Annotated in this window: 13 protein-coding genes; 6 read left to right on the plus strand and 7 right to left on the minus strand. The window is 67.0% G+C overall.

The features are described from left to right. Positions 1–5 precede the first annotated feature (5 nt). Both GS4_RS22940 and GS4_RS22945 read left to right on the plus strand, forming a co-directional pair. Positions 6–836 carry a carbohydrate ABC transporter permease gene (locus GS4_RS22940; RefSeq protein ID WP_007625104.1) on the plus strand — a complete coding sequence of 277 codons (831 nt, stop codon included), beginning with the start codon at positions 6–8 and terminating at the stop codon, positions 834–836. Between the two features lie 3 nt (positions 837–839). Next, on the plus strand, positions 840–2,012 hold the full coding sequence (locus GS4_RS22945) for an ABC transporter ATP-binding protein (RefSeq protein ID WP_007625106.1): 1,173 nt from the start codon (positions 840–842) through the stop codon (positions 2,010–2,012). Between the two features lie 59 nt (positions 2,013–2,071). Here the strand turns inward: GS4_RS22945 and GS4_RS22950 are convergent, their stop codons facing one another. Further along, on the minus strand, positions 2,072–2,752 hold the full coding sequence (locus tag GS4_RS22950) for a lysophospholipid acyltransferase family protein (RefSeq protein ID WP_007625108.1): 681 nt from the start codon (positions 2,750–2,752) through the stop codon (positions 2,072–2,074). Positions 2,753–2,789: 37 nt separating this feature from the next. Here GS4_RS22950 and GS4_RS22955 point away from each other — a divergent pair, with 37 nt between their 5' ends. Then, positions 2,790–3,398 (plus strand): TetR/AcrR family transcriptional regulator, encoded by a 609-nt coding sequence (locus GS4_RS22955; RefSeq protein ID WP_040511637.1) that lies wholly within the window; start codon positions 2,790–2,792, stop codon positions 3,396–3,398. A 21-nt stretch (positions 3,399–3,419) separates the two neighbouring features. On the opposite strand, the gene GS4_RS22960 is transcribed toward GS4_RS22955, so the two are convergent. Next, complete coding sequence (locus tag GS4_RS22960; protein WP_007625110.1) at positions 3,420–4,277, minus strand: hypothetical protein; 858 nt, start codon at positions 4,275–4,277, stop codon at positions 3,420–3,422. Beyond that, positions 4,267–4,944, minus strand: coding sequence for a metallophosphoesterase family protein (locus GS4_RS22965; RefSeq protein ID WP_007625111.1), 678 nt, complete (start codon positions 4,942–4,944; stop codon positions 4,267–4,269). Before GS4_RS22965 ends, GS4_RS22960 begins: the two co-directional genes overlap by 11 nt. A 120-nt stretch (positions 4,945–5,064) precedes the next feature. Between GS4_RS22965 and GS4_RS22970 the strand changes: the two genes are divergently transcribed. After that, positions 5,065–5,700 carry a suppressor of fused domain protein gene (locus GS4_RS22970; RefSeq protein ID WP_007625112.1) on the plus strand — a complete coding sequence of 212 codons (636 nt, stop codon included), beginning with the start codon at positions 5,065–5,067 and terminating at the stop codon, positions 5,698–5,700. Positions 5,701–5,734: 34 nt separating this feature from the next. Here the strand turns inward: GS4_RS22970 and GS4_RS22975 are convergent, their stop codons facing one another. Further along, positions 5,735–6,808: a magnesium and cobalt transport protein CorA gene (locus tag GS4_RS22975; protein ID WP_007625114.1), complete on the minus strand. Its 1,074-nt coding sequence runs from the start codon at positions 6,806–6,808 to the stop codon at positions 5,735–5,737. A gap of 169 nt (positions 6,809–6,977) precedes the next feature. Here GS4_RS22975 and GS4_RS22980 point away from each other — a divergent pair, with 169 nt between their 5' ends. Beyond that, entirely contained in the window at positions 6,978–7,910 is a 933-nt protein-coding gene (locus tag GS4_RS22980) for a type 2 periplasmic-binding domain-containing protein (RefSeq protein ID WP_040511640.1), read from the plus strand. 126 nt (positions 7,911–8,036) lie between these two features. Here GS4_RS22980 and GS4_RS22985 read toward each other — a convergent pair whose 3' ends face one another. Both GS4_RS22985 and GS4_RS22990 read right to left on the minus strand, forming a co-directional pair. After that, complete coding sequence (locus tag GS4_RS22985; protein ID WP_007625120.1) at positions 8,037–8,867, minus strand: SDR family NAD(P)-dependent oxidoreductase; 831 nt, start codon at positions 8,865–8,867, stop codon at positions 8,037–8,039. A gap of 37 nt (positions 8,868–8,904) precedes the next feature. Next, positions 8,905–10,437, minus strand: coding sequence for a flavin-containing monooxygenase (locus tag GS4_RS22990; RefSeq protein WP_040511608.1), 1,533 nt, complete (start codon positions 10,435–10,437; stop codon positions 8,905–8,907). 245 nt (positions 10,438–10,682) lie between these two features. Between GS4_RS22990 and GS4_RS22995 the strand changes: the two genes are divergently transcribed. After that, the gene (locus tag GS4_RS22995) at positions 10,683–11,255 is read left to right on the plus strand and encodes a TetR/AcrR family transcriptional regulator (protein ID WP_083862831.1); all 573 of its coding nucleotides are present in this window, start codon (positions 10,683–10,685) and stop codon (positions 11,253–11,255) included. A 198-nt stretch (positions 11,256–11,453) separates the two neighbouring features. Here GS4_RS22995 and GS4_RS23000 read toward each other — a convergent pair whose 3' ends face one another. Further along, entirely contained in the window at positions 11,454–15,326 is a 3,873-nt protein-coding gene (locus tag GS4_RS23000; RefSeq protein ID WP_007625123.1) for a multifunctional oxoglutarate decarboxylase/oxoglutarate dehydrogenase thiamine pyrophosphate-binding subunit/dihydrolipoyllysine-residue succinyltransferase subunit, read from the minus strand. Positions 15,327–15,455: the final 129 nt, after the last annotated feature.

A 15,455-nucleotide genomic window follows, 5' to 3' on the forward strand; every position in this document is an offset into this window, starting at 1 on the left:
CCGCGATGAGATCCGGAGTCGGCAGCAAGGCCTGGTGGTCGATCGCCAACATCCTGGTGATCCTGTACGCCATCATCCCGCTGTTGTGGATCCTGAGCCTGTCCTTCAAGCCCCCGGGCAGCGTCAAGGACGGCAGCTTCATCCCCAAGGAGTGGACGCTCGACAACTACGCCGGGATCTTCGATTCCGGTGCGTTCACCAGCGCCTTGCGCAACTCGATCGGAATCGGCCTCATCACCACCCTCATCGCGGTGATCCTGGGCACGATGGCCGCATACGCGGTTGCGCGCCTTGATTTCCCAGGCAAGAAGCTGCTGATCGGTGCAGCTCTGCTCATCGCGATGTTCCCGCAGATCTCGCTGGTGACACCGCTGTTCAACATCGAGCGCACGCTCGGACTGTTCGACACCTGGCCCGGCCTGATCCTGCCCTACATCACCTTCGCGTTGCCGCTGGCGATCTACACACTGTCGGCGTTCTTCCGCGAGATCCCGTGGGAGCTGGAGAAAGCCGCGAAGATGGACGGCGCCACACCGTGGCAGGCGTTCCGCAAGGTCATCGCACCGCTGGCCGCGCCCGGTGTGGTGACCGCAGCGATCCTGGTCTTCATCTTCGCGTGGAACGACCTGCTGCTCGCCTTGTCGCTGACCTCGACCGAACGCGCCATCACCGCACCGGTGGCGATCGCCAACTTCACCGGCGACAGTCAGTTCGAGGAGCCGACGGGCTCGATCGCCGCGGCCGCGGTGGTCATCACCATTCCGATCATCATCTTCGTGTTGTTCTTCCAACGTCGAATCGTGGCCGGCTTGACCTCCGGCGCCGTGAAGGGATAACCCATGGCCGAGATCATCCTGGACAAAGTCAGCAAGCAGTACCCCGACGGTTCGACCGCCGTCCACGAGGTCGACGTGCACATCGCCGACGGCGAGTTCATCATCCTGGTGGGGCCGTCGGGTTGCGGTAAGTCGACCACGCTCAACATGATCGCGGGCCTTGAGGACATCACCTCGGGCGAGCTGCGGATCGACGGGCAGCGGGTCAACGAGCGTGCCCCCAAGGACCGTGACATCGCGATGGTGTTCCAGAGCTACGCGCTGTATCCGCACATGTCGGTGCGCGACAACATCGCGTTCCCGTTGACCCTCGCCAAGCTCTCCAAGTCGGAGATCGCGCAGAAGGTCGACGAGGCCGCCAAGATCCTCGACCTCGGTGCATATCTCGACCGCAAACCGGCCAACCTCTCGGGCGGCCAGCGGCAGCGTGTCGCGATGGGTCGCGCGATCGTCCGGCAGCCCAAGGCATTCCTGATGGACGAGCCGCTGTCGAACCTCGACGCCAAGCTGCGTGTGCAGATGCGTACCGAGATCGCGCGTCTGCAGAGCCGGCTGAACACCACCACCGTGTACGTGACCCACGACCAGACCGAGGCCATGACCCTCGGCGACCGGGTCGTCGTGCTCCGTGGTGGATACGTCCAGCAGATCGGTACCCCGCAGGAGCTCTACAACCACCCGACGAATCTGTTCGTGGCCGGCTTCATCGGGTCACCCGCGATGAACTTCCTCCCGGGCCGGCTCACCGGTGACGCCATCGAGACGCCGATCGGACGCATCGTGCTGCCCGATCACCAGCAGGTCGTGGCCAAGGCCCAGCAGACCCGCAGCAGCGGTGAGGTGCTGGTGGGCATCCGTCCCGAGCACCTCGAGGACGCGGCGCTCATCGATCCGCTCGCGCGGTCGAAGGGCGCCACCTTCTCGGCGTCGATCGAGGTCCTCGAGTCGATGGGGTCGGACAACTACGCGTACTTCAGCATCGATGCCCCCAAGGCCGCCAGCGACGCGCTCGCCGAGCTGTCGGCGGATGCGGGCGCGGAGATCGGGGGCGGGCAGATGATCGCGCGCCTGTCGCCGGAATCCCGTGTGGTGAAGGGTGCCAGCGCAGAGTTGTACTACGAGACCGCCAAAGTGTCGGTGTTCGACCAGTCGACGGGCGTCAACCTCCGCTCCTGACAGCCGGTTTCGTGGCAGTTTCGCCAGGATTGCGGGAGTTTCTGATCCGAGAACGACTTCTACGCAGATTGCGGGGTGTCGGGCATGGGTGGCCGGGCGTAGGTGTCGGCGTAGCGCTGACCCGAGGCCACGGCGATCTTGTTCATCAGGGCGTCGGTCGCCTCGCGGATGGCCGTCGGATCGTCGGTCGGTGTCGCCGACAGATCCATCGGCGGCAGAAATGTCACCTCCACCCGGTTCCACCGGGCGGTCTCGTCGCGCCGGGTGCCCCTGATCGCCACCGGTACGACCGGCGCGCCGGTGCCTGCGGCGACCCTGATGACCCCGGTGTGGCCACGATGCAGGTCGCCGTCCGGTGATCGTGTCCCCTCGGGGTGGATACCCCACGCATCGCCGCGCGCGAGGATCGCCGACGCCGCGTCCAGTGCGGCGCGGGCCGAATCGCCGCCACGACGGTCCACGGCGATCTGCCCGAGCCCGGCGAAGAAGCGCCGCGTCAGCCGGCCCCGCAGCCCTCGCCCCTCGAAATAGTCGCTCTTGGCCAGGAACGACACCGGACGACGCGCCGCGAGGGTGAGGTAGAACGAGTCCGAAACCGCCAGGTGGTTGGCCGCCAAGATCACCGCTCCGCGGCGCGGGACATGCTCGCGCCCAATGATTCTCGGCCTGCCACGGAATCGCAGCCACGGTCCGATGACAACATGCCGGCAGATCAGGTAGAGCGTCGGTCGGCGACTCATAGACAGTGTCTACCAAACGGTGGTGGACACTGTCTACATGACGACGGACTCGGTGCGCGACACCCTGGTGCAGGCCGGGGTCGAGCTGATCGAAGAGTCGGAGACGACCGACATCTCGCTCCGGGCGATCGCGCGGCGCGCGGGGGTGTCGCACGGTGCACCCCGGCACTGGTTCCCCACGCATCAGCGGCTGCTCGCCGCGATAGCGGCGGAGGGGCTTCACGACCTGGCAGCGGCGGTACGTCGGGGCGCCGAGCAGGGCGCGGACGATCGGATCGCGAGGGCGGTGGGCGCCGCTCGCGCGTATGTCGACTTCGCCGTCGACCGACCGGCGATGTTCGCGTTGGTCTTCCGGCACGACCTGCTCGAAGGGTCCGGCGCGCGGTTACGCGACACGTCGCAGCCGCTGTTCCGATGGTGGCGCGACACGATCGTCGCACCGGGCGGCGCGTCGCCGACCATGCCCGACATTGACGCCGGTGCTCTCCGATTGTGGACGGCGGTGCACGGTATCGCGACGCTCTCCTCCACGACGGCCCTCGCGCTCATCGCACCGACCGCCGACGTCGGCGATCTCGTCGACTCGACGGTCCGCGCCCTGATGGTCGAGACACCGATGGTCGACACGCGACCCCGACCCGAATGAGGGCCGTGTCGCGACGGGAGCTCACCGCCGCCGGCGTCGTGCCGACTCCCGCAACTCCTCGATGATGTCATCGTCCCAGATGTGCTTGCGCACCAACCGATATCGTTCACAGGCCAACCACATGTAGAGTTCTGCGTCGCTGGTGACCTCCGGCAGGATCTCTGCCCGGCGTCCCATCCGGACAACTGGGAGGAACTCCTCGCCGAACCATCGGCGAGCGACCTCCGGGCGGCTCAGGAATTCGCCGACCTCCTGGCTGAGGCGGAAGCCCCAGGCCTCGATGGCCTCGGCGAGTTCGGCGTAGTCGAAGGGATCGGACACCCGGATGGCCTCGGCCTGGGCGCCGACCAACGGCACCCGCGACAGGAAGAGCCGGCGATGGTCTTTGAGAACCAGGTCAGAGGGTGCGTTGATGCCCTCCGGTGAGATGCGGGTGTGGATCTCGGTCACATACGCGTCGATGATCTTGAGGTGCCGGGCGATCGCGATGGACACCCGGTGATGCCCGTCGATGACGAAGTGCATCGAGCCGACCCGATACAGCTGCACCGGCGGCATCGACTCACCGCGTCGCTGAGCGGCTGCCAACCGCTGCCAGCGTTCCCGGATACGGGAGGAGGTGGGCCGGAAGTAGCGGTCGAAGTCCTTGGTCCGATCGACACTGCCGACGATCGAGCTCACCTCGACCTGTTGCAACCCCAGCGCGGTCTCGCCGATCCGGCCGAGCGCGGCGACCACCTCGTCGAAGGGGAGGATCGTGTTGACGTCGGCGGGTTGTCGGGTGAACCAGTGTGCGAGGCGGGACAGTTCGGCGGCCCGTCGCATCCGGGCGAAGTCGCTCTCGGCGTCGACACTGGGGAATCCGGTATCACGCGCCATGATGCCGCCTGACCACCTGGAACTCCCTGCTGCGCGGTTCGATGTCGAACTGACAGTAACCGACCACGTTCATCGAGACCGTGTCTTCCCCGATCACCTTGTCGATGGGGATGGTGCCGTACGGGTGCACGTGACCGTGGACCAGGACCGTCGGGTGCAGAGATCCGACCACCTTGTGGAGGCACTCGAAGCCGCGGTGGACCTCGTCGTCCTCGAGATCGCCGACGCCGCGTGCCGGGCTGTGGGTCAGCAGGATGTCGGTGGAGCGGGTGGTCGCGCGGACCTTCGCGGCCCGGACCCGCTGCTGGAACTCGGTGTACTGGTTGGGGCCGTTGTTGTAGCGCCGACACCCGCCCAGGCCGGTGATCCGTACGCCGGCGACGGTGACCGTCCGGGCATCGGCGTTCACCGCACCCCCCGGACCGGGATCGGCGACCGGGAGCCCGGCCCGCGTCCAGCCGGCCCGGCCGCGACGGTAACCGCTCAGATCCCTGTCGTGGTTGCCCGGTACGAACACGCACGGGGCATCGCAGAGGGTGGCGAGCACCTCGAGGTAGTCGAACGGCAGGTCGCCCGCACCAATGATGAGGTCGGGCCGTGCCTCGATACCGACTCCGAAGGTCAGCGACTCGACCACCTCGTCGGCGACCGCCAGGATGCGCACCACCCGATCAGGCTAGGTCATGTCTCGCGGTCGGGCGCGCGGCGATATGGGCCTGCGGCGATCTGTGCGTGCGGCGATATGGGCGTGCGGGGCCGTTCTCGCCCATGCGGATAAGTTGGAGCCGTGAGCGAGCCCCCAGCCAACGAGTCCGCAGCCGACGAGTCCGGAGCCGACGATTCGGTGACCGGCATCGTCACCCGCCACCTCGAAGGTCATCTGTCCGGGACCCCGCAACGGGCCTCGGTGACGTTCCTGGGCGTCGAGCCGATCGATGTCCTGCGCTACGCGGACGGCGCTCCCGACGGTCCCGGGGAGGTCGTCTACGCGACCGTCGGGTGTGCGCGCCATCCGATGACCGACCCCAACGACCTGCATGCCGACCCCGTCCGCGGCCCGCGAGCCGAACTGGTGGTCCGGATGTTCGCGGATCGTCCGCTGCCCGGCCTCCACCGCCGAATGGCCACCCTCGCCGCGGCGCCCGCGGTCGAAGGCCTGATCCTCGCCGCCGACGCACTGGTCGATCTCGGCGAGCCGCTGTGGGACGGCTCGGTGTGCACCGCGGCGCTCCTGGAAGCCGACGCCATCGGGGAGGTCGAACTCCCCGAGCCGATGGAGGCGGTCCAGTTCCTACGGGCGATCCCGATCACCGCGAACGAAGCGGCCTGGGTCCGGCTCAAGGGCGCCGACCAGCTCCGGGACGCCTGGCGCGAGGCGGACATCGACACCCGGCAGGCCGGGCGGACCATCGCGTCGATGTGAGCGGCGTACGAGCGTCGGGACGTCGGGGTGGGCGTCAGAGCCAGTGGTGCCTGCGGAAGTTGAAGAACAGCACGGTGCACGCGACCACCAGGCCGATCAGCACCGTCGGATACGCCCACGGCTGACTGAGTTCGGGCATGTGCTCGAAGTTCATCCCGTAGATGCCGGCCACCATCGTCGGGACCGCGGCGATGGCCACCCACGCCGAGATCTTGCGCATGTCGGTGTTCTGTTGGATGCCGACCTTGGCCGCCGCGGCCTCCAGCAACGAGGTCAGTACCTCGTCGTACTCCACGACTCGGTCGATGACGGTGGTGAGATGGTCGGCGACGTCGCGTAGGTGTCGGCGGATCTCCTTGGGCACCAACGGGTTGTCGGCCGACAACCGTGCGAGCGGACCCGTCAGTGGGGTCACCGCACGCCGCAGCTCCAGGACCTCGCGCTTAAGGAGATAGACCGGATCGATGTCGAGGCGGCTCTGGGTCCCGAAGACCGTCTCCTCGATGGTGTCGAGGTCGGCCTCCATCCGATCGGTGACCGCGAGGTAGCTGTCGACCACCTTGTCGGCGATTGCGTGCAGCACCGCGGTGGGGCCCAGGGCAAGGCGTTCGGGCACCTCCTCGAGGCGCCGCCGCACCCCCGACAGGTGGGTATGGTCACCGTGCCGGACGGTGATGACGAAGTCACGCCCGACGAACACCATGATCTCGCCGGTCTCGACGACCTCGCTCGCCTGGCTCATCGACTCGTGCTCGACGTACTTCACGGTGCGCAACACCAGGAAGTGCGTGTCGTCGTACACCTCGAGCTTGGGTCGCTGGTGCGCGTGTACGGCATCCTCGACCACGAGCTCGTGCAGTCCGAAGACCTCGGCGACCCCGGTCATCTGCTCGTCGTCGGGTGCGTGCAGACCCAACCACACGAATCCTCGTCCTGTCCGGCGCACGGTGGCCAAGGCCTCGGAGTAACTGGTGCGACCCGACTGTCGGACTCCGTCGACGTAGATGGCGCAGTCGACCACCGCGCGGGCGACGGGCACGGGGATCCGCGGCAGTACACGCTCGCGCCGGGCAGGAAACCCCCGTCCGGTGGGACGCAGGTGAGGCATCGACGGCACGTGCTGGATGCTACTCGGAGGTCCTGCCGTCGACGGTCCGCGACGGATGAACGAACGGTGTCGCAGCCGGGTGGATGTCGGTGATGTCGGGTATGGGCCGATTCCGCTGTCAGCGCGTCCCGGTGATGCCCGACGTGCGGTCGCTCGCTACCGTGAAGGCGTGATCAGGCGGCTGGTGGCGACGATGTTCCCGATCGTGATGGTGCTCGCGGTGGTGTCCGGATGCGGCAGTGCGGGGACGGCGCCCGCACGTGAACTCGTCCTCGGCGCGCCGGACGATCCGGCACTGCGTGTGGTCGCGCAGATCTATGGCGGCGCACTCCGTGGCGCGGGGGCGCAGGTCGCCGAACGTCTCCGTCTGGCCGACGACCGGGCTCTGCTCTCCGACATGGATCGCCTCGAGGTGGATCTGTTCCCGGCTTTCAGTGGGGAACTCCTGGGCCTGCTGGCGCCGGAGGTGACGCCGATTTTCGGTGTCGACGTCTACGACGAGCTGAATCGGTCGTTGCCGCAAGGGGTCTCGGTCGGCGATGCCACCACGGTGAGTGCGGTCCCGCAGGTGTTCGTCGCGGCCGACCTCGCACGGACGTCCGGCGTCACCGAACTCGCGCAGTGCGGACAGTTGCCCGCCGGACTCCCTGTCGCTGTGGTCGGCCAGCCGGACGAGCGCGTACTCCGGTCCTTCGTCGACGCCGGATGCCGTTTCGGTCCGGTCGAGCGGCTGGCGTCGTCGGCACAGGTGCTGTCCCGGGTGTCCGGCGGCTCGGCGGTCGGCGTCGTGACGCCGCTGGATGCCGCTGCGGGCGACGCGGGTGCGGTGCAGGCGTTGTCGGTGCCGCAACCCAGCGCCGATGCCCCGACCTCGACTGCGACGGAGAAGACCGACCGGCCGGTCATCGGTCCGCGCGCGCAGGATCTCGTGCCGGTCTATCGGACCGCCGCACTCACCGCCGATCAGGTGAAGGCGATCAACAAGGTGGCCGGCGAGCTGACCACCGCCGACCTGGCCACGATGGCCGGACAGGCCCGCGACGGGACCGATCCGACGGTCATCGCGGGCGGGTGGCTCAGCGAGCACGAACTCCGCAACTGACCACCGCGCCGACGATCGCGGGGCCGACGATCTGGTACCGATGATCCGGCGCCGCAATGGAAACGAGCCGCACAGGGCACGTGGTGTGCGCCTGCGCGGCTCGTGGTCTGTGGTGTCGTGTGACGGTCAGCGGGTCTTGGAGAGCAGGTAACCGGTGACCCGGGCGGACACGCCCTGGTACTTCGATGCGACGAGTCGCACCCAGATGTCGAGGAACTTGGCGTCGGCGCCGACGAGGATGCGGGCGCGGTTCTTCTGGACGCCGTTGATGATGACGTCGGCTGCCTTCTCCGAGGACATCCGGGCCAGATACTTGTCGAACAGCTCGGCCGTCTTCTTCTGCTCATGGGCGCCGGAGGTGGTCGCATTGCGTGCGATGGCGGTCTTGATGCCGCCGGGGTGCACCGAGGTGACCTTCACCGGGTGCTTGGCGATGATCATCTCCTGGTTCAAGGCCTCGGTGAACCCGCGCACCGCGAACTTCGCGGAGTTGTAGGCGGCCTGACCGGGCTCGGCGAGGAGACCGAACAGCGACGAGGTGTTGACGATGTGGCCGTCGCCCGAAGCGATCACGTACGGCAGGAAAGCCTTGGTGCCGTTGACGACTCCCCAGTAGTCGACGTCCATGACCCGCTCGAACGTCTTGAAGTCGGTCTGCTCGATCTCGCCGTGGTGGGCGATACCGGCGTTGTTGAAGACGACGTTGACGGTGCCGAAATGCGTTGCGACGGTGTCGGCGTATTCGAGAACGGCCTCGCGCTCGGCCACGTTCAGGATCTGCGCGTGCACCTCGCCGCCGGCTGCGCGGACGAGATCCTCGGTGGTCTTGAGTCCCTCCGGATCGACGTCGGAGATGGCGATCTTGGCGCCGCGCGCACCGAGCTTGACGGCCAGGTCGCGGCCCATGCCCGAACCGGCACCGGTGATCACGACGACCTTGTTGCGGAAGTCTTTCATTGGTTCTCCTTGCTTACCCGCGGATGCCGCGGAGCGGTCAGGCGGTGACGGTGGACGACGGAGCGGACGGAGCGGGCGTCACGGACGTGCCGTTGCCGCGCACGACGTCGTAGGCGCCGATGTCGAACTTCTTGGTCGCGCGACGGAAGTTGAACGTGAAGCCGGGCCACAGGGTGGTGATGTTGCCGTTGGCGTCCTTGTACCAGGAGGCGCATCCGCCGTTGACCCACACGCTGTTGCGCAGGTCGTGCTGGATTCCGTTGTTGTACTGGCGCTGGGAGTCGAGCTTGACCTCGGTGCGGGTGATGCGCTGTGCCCGAACGGTCTTGAGGTAGTCGACGAGATAGTTGAGCTGCGACTCGATCATGTACACCATCGAGGTGTGGCCGAGGCCGGTCGACGGTCCGATCATCAGCATCATGTTGGGGAAACCGTTGATGAACGAGCCCTTGTAGCCCTGCATGCCGATCTCGCTCCACACGCCGGCCATGCTGCGGCCGTCGACGCCGATGATCTTCTCGAAGACGGGGGAGTCGGTGACGTGGAAGCCGGTGGCCACCACGATCACGTCGACGTCGCGCTGGGTGCCGTCGCGGGAGACGATGCCCGCCTCGCCGACATGGTCGATGCCGTCGGTGACGAGGTCGACGTTGCGACGGTCCAGGGCCGGGTACCAGTCGTTGGATCGCAGGATGCGCTTGCAACCGACCTGGAAGGTGGGCGTCGCCTTGCGACGCAGTTCCGGGTCTCCGATGCCCTTGCGGATGTTGGCGCGGCACAGCAACTCGACCGGCTTGAGCGCCTTGGGGGAATAGGTGAGACCGAAGGCGACGAACTCGTTGCCCGCGTAGATCGACCCGCGGACGGCCGACTGGTAGCCGGGCACCTTCTTGGCGGCCCACTTCTCGGCTGCGGTGTACGGCCGCTCGGTGCGGGGCACGATCCACGGTGCGGTGCGCTGGTAGACGTCGAGCCGGCCGGCGACCTTCGCGAGCTTGGGCACCAGCTGGATGGCCGACGCACCGGTACCGATCACGGCGACGCGCTTGCCGGCGAAGTCGTAGTCGTCGTCCCAACGCGCCGAGTGGATGATTTCGCCCTGGAACGAATCGATGCCCTTGATGTCGGGCAGGTTGGGCTCACACAGGGGTCCGACGGCGCCCAGGAGGAACTCCGCGCGCAGTTCCGAACGCTCGCCGGCGTGCTCGATCGTCAGGACCCAGCGGCCGAGGTCCTCCTGCCACCGTGCCGAGAGCACCTCGGTGCGAAAGCGGGTCTTGGACGCGATGTCGTGCTCCGCGGCCACCGAGTTGATGTACCGGTGGATCTCCGGCTGATGAGAGTAGGTGCGCGACCAGTCGGGGTTCTGCGCGAACGAGAACGAGTACAGACGCGAGGGCACGTCGCAGGCGGCGCCGGGGTAGGTGTTGTCCCGCCAGGTCCCGCCGAAGTCCTCACCGCGGTCGAGCACGACATAGTCGTCGAAGCCGTTCTGCGTGAGTTTGATGGCTGCACCGAGGCCGGAGAACCCGGCGCCGATGATCGCGATCTGGACATCGTTCGTTGTCATGGTCACACCATAGAGGTTGTACTGAACAGTCGTCAATAGCTTGTTGAATCTCGATCAATAACGCTCTACCGTTGGAGACGACGGGCCCGGCCACGGTCCCGCGACGTGCCCGGGAGGACCAGCACAGTGACACCACGAGCAGCGACCCCACGAGCAGTGACCCGCAGTGCAGTGACTTGCACGGCACCGACCCGCAGTGCACCGACACCGGGGCGACGTCGGTGACACAGACCCGACGTACGCGGATGAGCCCCGAGGCCCGTCGCGACCAACTCATCGACCTCGGCCTGGCCATGTTGGCAGATCGGCCGCTCGAGCAGGTGTCGATCGACGCGATTGCCGAGGCGGCCGGCGTGTCGCGCGCTCTGCTGTTCCACTACTTCGAGTCCAAACAGGACTTCCACGTCGCGATCGCGCGGGCGCAGGCCGAGCAGATGCTGGAGCGCACCGCGCCCGATGCCACGCTCGGTGACCCGCTGGTCATACTCGCCGCCTCGATGTCGGAGTTCATCGACTACGTGGTCGCCCACAGCACGGCCTACACGACCCTGATGCGCGGGGCCTCGAGTGCCGATCCCGCGATGCGGGAGGTCGTCGACAACACGCGCCAGGTGATGGCCCGGCGCATCCTCGACCACGCGCCCGCTCTCGGAGTCGAGGTCACGCCGTTGACCGAGATGACCGTGCACGGTTGGATCGCCTTCGTCGAGGAGACCACCATCAGCTGGCTCACCGAACCGCGGGTCAGTCGCGACGAATTGCTCGGTCTGATCTCCGCATCCCTGCCTGCGCTCGCCGGAGCTGTCGCCCCGGTCTGAGATCGCCGTCTGCTCGCGACGACCTCGGCAGCTCTCCGTTCTTCCGCTCCGAACTGCTTCTTCCGCCACCTGCAGCCGGCGGAAGAAGGAGTTCGGAGCGGAAGAAGCGCTGCGGGGTTGCACGCGCGACCCGGGAGACGACGGAGCCGCGACACCCGGGTGGGTGTCGCGGCTCGATGCCACGATCTCAGGTGGTGATCAGCCGAACGCGGTGTCGATGATCTCCTGCTGCTCGACCGCGTGGACCTTGCTCGATCCCGACGACGGCGCCGACATCGGGCGTCGCGACACCCGGCGCAGTCCCTTCAACACCGACAGCATCTCCGGCAGCCAGAGGCCCAGGAACGGCCACGGACCCTGGTTGGCCGGCTCCTCCTGAACCCACACGAAATCGTCCGCGTTCGAGTACTGCTCGAGGGTGTTGCTCAAGCGGCGGTGCGGCACCGGGTAGAGCTGCTCGACGCGCACGACCGCCACGTCGTCGCGGTTGTCCTTCGCAGCCCGGGCGGCCAACTCGTAGTAGAGCTTTCCGCTGACCAGCAGCACGCGTTTGACCGTGGAACGGTCGGCGCCCTCTTTCTCGAATCGGGGATCGTCGATCACCGAACGGAACTTGTCCTCGGTGAAGTCCTCGATCGGGCTGACCGCACTCTTGTTGCGCAGCATCGACTTCGGCGTGAACACCACCAGCGGGCGGCTGATGCCGTCGAGCACGTGGCGACGCAGCAGGTGGAAGTAGCTCGCCGGCGTGGATGGCAGCGCGACGGTCATCGATCCCTCGGCGCACAGCTGCAGGAACCGTTCGATGCGTCCCGACGTGTGGTCGGGACCCTGTCCCTCGTGGCCGTGGGGGAGCAGCAGCACGACGTCGGACAACTGCCCCCACTTCGCCTCACCGGACGAGATGAACTCGTCGATGATCGACTGGGCGCCGTTGACGAAGTCGCCGAACTGCCCCTCCCAGAGGACGAGTGCCTCGGGGTTGCCCACCGAGTAGCCGTACTCGAAACCGACCACCGCGAACTCCGAGAGCGGGGAGTCGTAGACCATGAAGCGGCCCACGTCGGTGCGGTCGGCGTCGTCGGGCACCAGGTGGTTGAGCGGGGTGTACTCCGACCCGTTGTCGCGGTCGATGAGCACCGAGTGACGCTGGGTGAACGTGCCGCGACGGGAGTCCTGGCCCGACAGGCGCACCGTGCGTCCTTCGAGGACCAGCGAGCCCAGAGCCAACAGCTCGGCGAAAGCCCAGTCCACACCGCCTTCGCGGGACATCTCGTGGCGCCGCTTCAGCACCGGTGTCACACGCGGGTGGGGGCTGAAGCCCTCCGGCGTGTTGTAGAAGGCGTCACCGATCTGCTCCAGCACCGACGAGTCGACCGCCGTGACCAGCTTGGTCGGCAGGGTCTGGTCGGACTCGACCGACGGGCTGGGCTCGATCCGGTACTTCTCGAGTTCCTTGACCTCGTTGAACACCCGCTCGAGTTGGCCCTGGTAGTCGCGCAGGGCGTCCTCGGCCTCCTTGGTCGAGATGTCACCACGACCGATCAGGGCCTCGGTGTAGCTCTTGCGGACGCCGCGCTTGGTGTCGATCACGTCGTACATCGCGGGCTGGGTCATCGACGGGTCGTCACCCTCGTTGTGGCCGCGGCGGCGGAAGCACACGAGGTCGATGACGACGTCCTTGTGGAACGCCTGGCGGTAATCGACGGCCAACTTGGCGGCCCATACGCAGGCCTCCGGGTCGTCGCCGTTGACGTGCAGGATCGGTGCGCCGATCATCTTGGCGACGTCGGTGCAGTACTCGGTGGAACGCGAGTGCTCGGGTGCGGTGGTGAAGCCGACCTGGTTGTTCACCACGATGTGGATCGTGCCGCCGGTGCGGTAACCGGGCAGCATCGCCAGGTTGAGCGTCTCGGCGACCACACCCTGTCCGGCGAATGCGGCATCGCCGTGCAGCATCAGCGGCAGGATGGCGAACGACTCGTCGTCCTCGAGCTGATCCTGCTTGGCGCGCACCAGGCCCTCCAGGACCGGGTCGACGGCCTCGAGGTGGCTGGGGTTGGCGGTCAGCGACACGTTGATCTCGTTGTCGCCGAACATCTGGTAGTACTTGCCCTCGGCGCCGAGGTGGTATTTCACGTCGCCCGAACCGTGCGCCTGCGACGGGTTCAGGTTGCCCTCGAACTCGGTGAAGATCTTCGAGTAGGGCTTGCCGACGATGTTGGCGAGGACGTTGAGGCGGCCACGGTGCGGCATGCCGACGACGACCTCGTGTAGTCCGTGCTCGGCGCTCTGGTCGATCACGCCGTCCATCATCGGGATCACCGACTCCGCGCCCTCCAGCGAGAAGCGCTTCTGCCCGACGTACTTGGTCTGCAGGAACGTCTCGAAGGCCTCGGCGGCGTTGAGCTTCGACAGGATGTACTTCTGCTCGGCGACCGGCGGCTTGACGTGCTTGATCTCCACCCGGTCCTGCACCCAGCGCTGCTGCTCGGGCTCGAGGATGTGGGTGTACTCCACACCGACGTGGCGGCAGTAGGCGTCGCGCAGGATGGACAGGACGTCGCGCAGCTTCATCTTGTCCTGGCCGTGGAATCCGCCGACGTTGAACGTCCGGTCGAGATCCCACAGGGTCAGGCCGTAGGTCAGGACGTCGAGATCCGGATGTGCCGTTCGGGCGTCACTGTCGAGCTGCAGCGGGTCGATGTCGGCCATCAGGTGACCGCGGTTGCGGTAGGCGGCGATCAGTTCGAGTACGCGCGTGCTCTTGTTGACCAACCCGGCCGGGATGTCCCGACGCCAGCGGACCGGCTCGTACGGGATGTGGAAGGCGGTGAAGATCTCGTCGTAGAACGCGTCGTCGAGCAGCAGTTGGTGCACGGTGCGCAGGAAGTCGCCCGACTCCGCGCCCTGGATGACCCGGTGGTCGTAGGTCGAGGTGAGCGTCATCAGCTTGCCGACACCCAACTCGGCGATCTGCTCGTCGCTCGCGCCCTGGAACTCGGCGGGATACTCCATCGCGCCGGCACCGATGATGGCGCCCTGCCCCTTCATCAGGCGGGGTACGGAATGGACGGTGCCGATGGTGCCCGGGTTGGTCAGCGAGATGGTGACCCCGGCGAAGTCCTCCGCGGTCAGCTTCCCGTCGCGGGCCCGGCGGACGATGTCCTGATACGCGGTGTAGAACTCCGCGAAGCCCATCGTCTCGCAGTTCTTGATGGCCGCGACGACCAGAGTGCGGTTGCCGTCCTTGCCGACGAGGTCGATCGCCAGACCCAGGTTGGTGTGCGCCGGGGTGACGAGGTTCGGCTTCCCGTCGATCTCGGCGAAGTGCCGGTTCATGTTGGGGAACGACTTGATGGCCTGGACGATCGCGTACCCGAGGATGTGGGTGAAGCTGATCTTGCCGCCGCGGGTGCGGGCGAGGTGGTTGTTGACGACGACGCGGTTGTCGATCATCAGCTTGGCCGGCACGGCGCGCACGCTGGTCGCGGTCGGGACCTCGAGCGACGCCGACATGTTCTTCGCGACCGCGGCAGCCGCGCCGCGCAGCACCTTGGTGCCGTCTTCGGATGCGGACTCACCCGCGGCGGGACGCGCGGGGGCCTTGTTGGTGGAACGGTTGGAACCGTCACGGCTGGCGTCGCTGTGTCCCGACGCCGCCTTGGTGGCGGGAGATTCCTTGGCGGGCACGCCCTTCCGGCTGCCGGAACTCCGCGGCGGATCCTGGTCGAGGGTCACCTGCTTGGTGGCCGACCGCGCGTTGTCGGACGTCGCCGTCGTCGAGGCGGTCTTCGGCGCGGCGGCGCCAGAGCCGTTCGACGAGCCGGACCCGTTGGAACCCGACGAGCTGGTCGGGGCGGACGAGGTGCTGCCGTTCGACGTCGAGGACGAGCGGGCGGAGGCGTTGTCACCCGCTTCGGTGTCCGGTGAACCGTTGCTGCCCGGCTCGTAGTTCCGCAGGAATTCGTGCCAACTGGGGTCGACCGAATCCGGGTCCTTCTTGTACTGCTGGTACATTTCCTCGACCAGCCACGTGTTCTGTCCGAAATCCGAAATCGAACTGCTCACAGCGCTATCTCGCCTCTATTCCCTCTGGTGTCGGGTCGCCTCGTCCACGCTGGTCGTCTCTTGTGAAGACTATCGGTGAACCACCTGACGATGCTACGCGTCCGGGGTGGCGGCGCGTTCAACGGCCGA

Origin of the sequence: Gordonia soli NBRC 108243, from assembly GCF_000334455.1 — a bacterium.
In the GTDB taxonomy this organism is placed as follows: Bacteria; Actinomycetota; Actinomycetes; order Mycobacteriales; family Mycobacteriaceae; genus Gordonia; species Gordonia soli.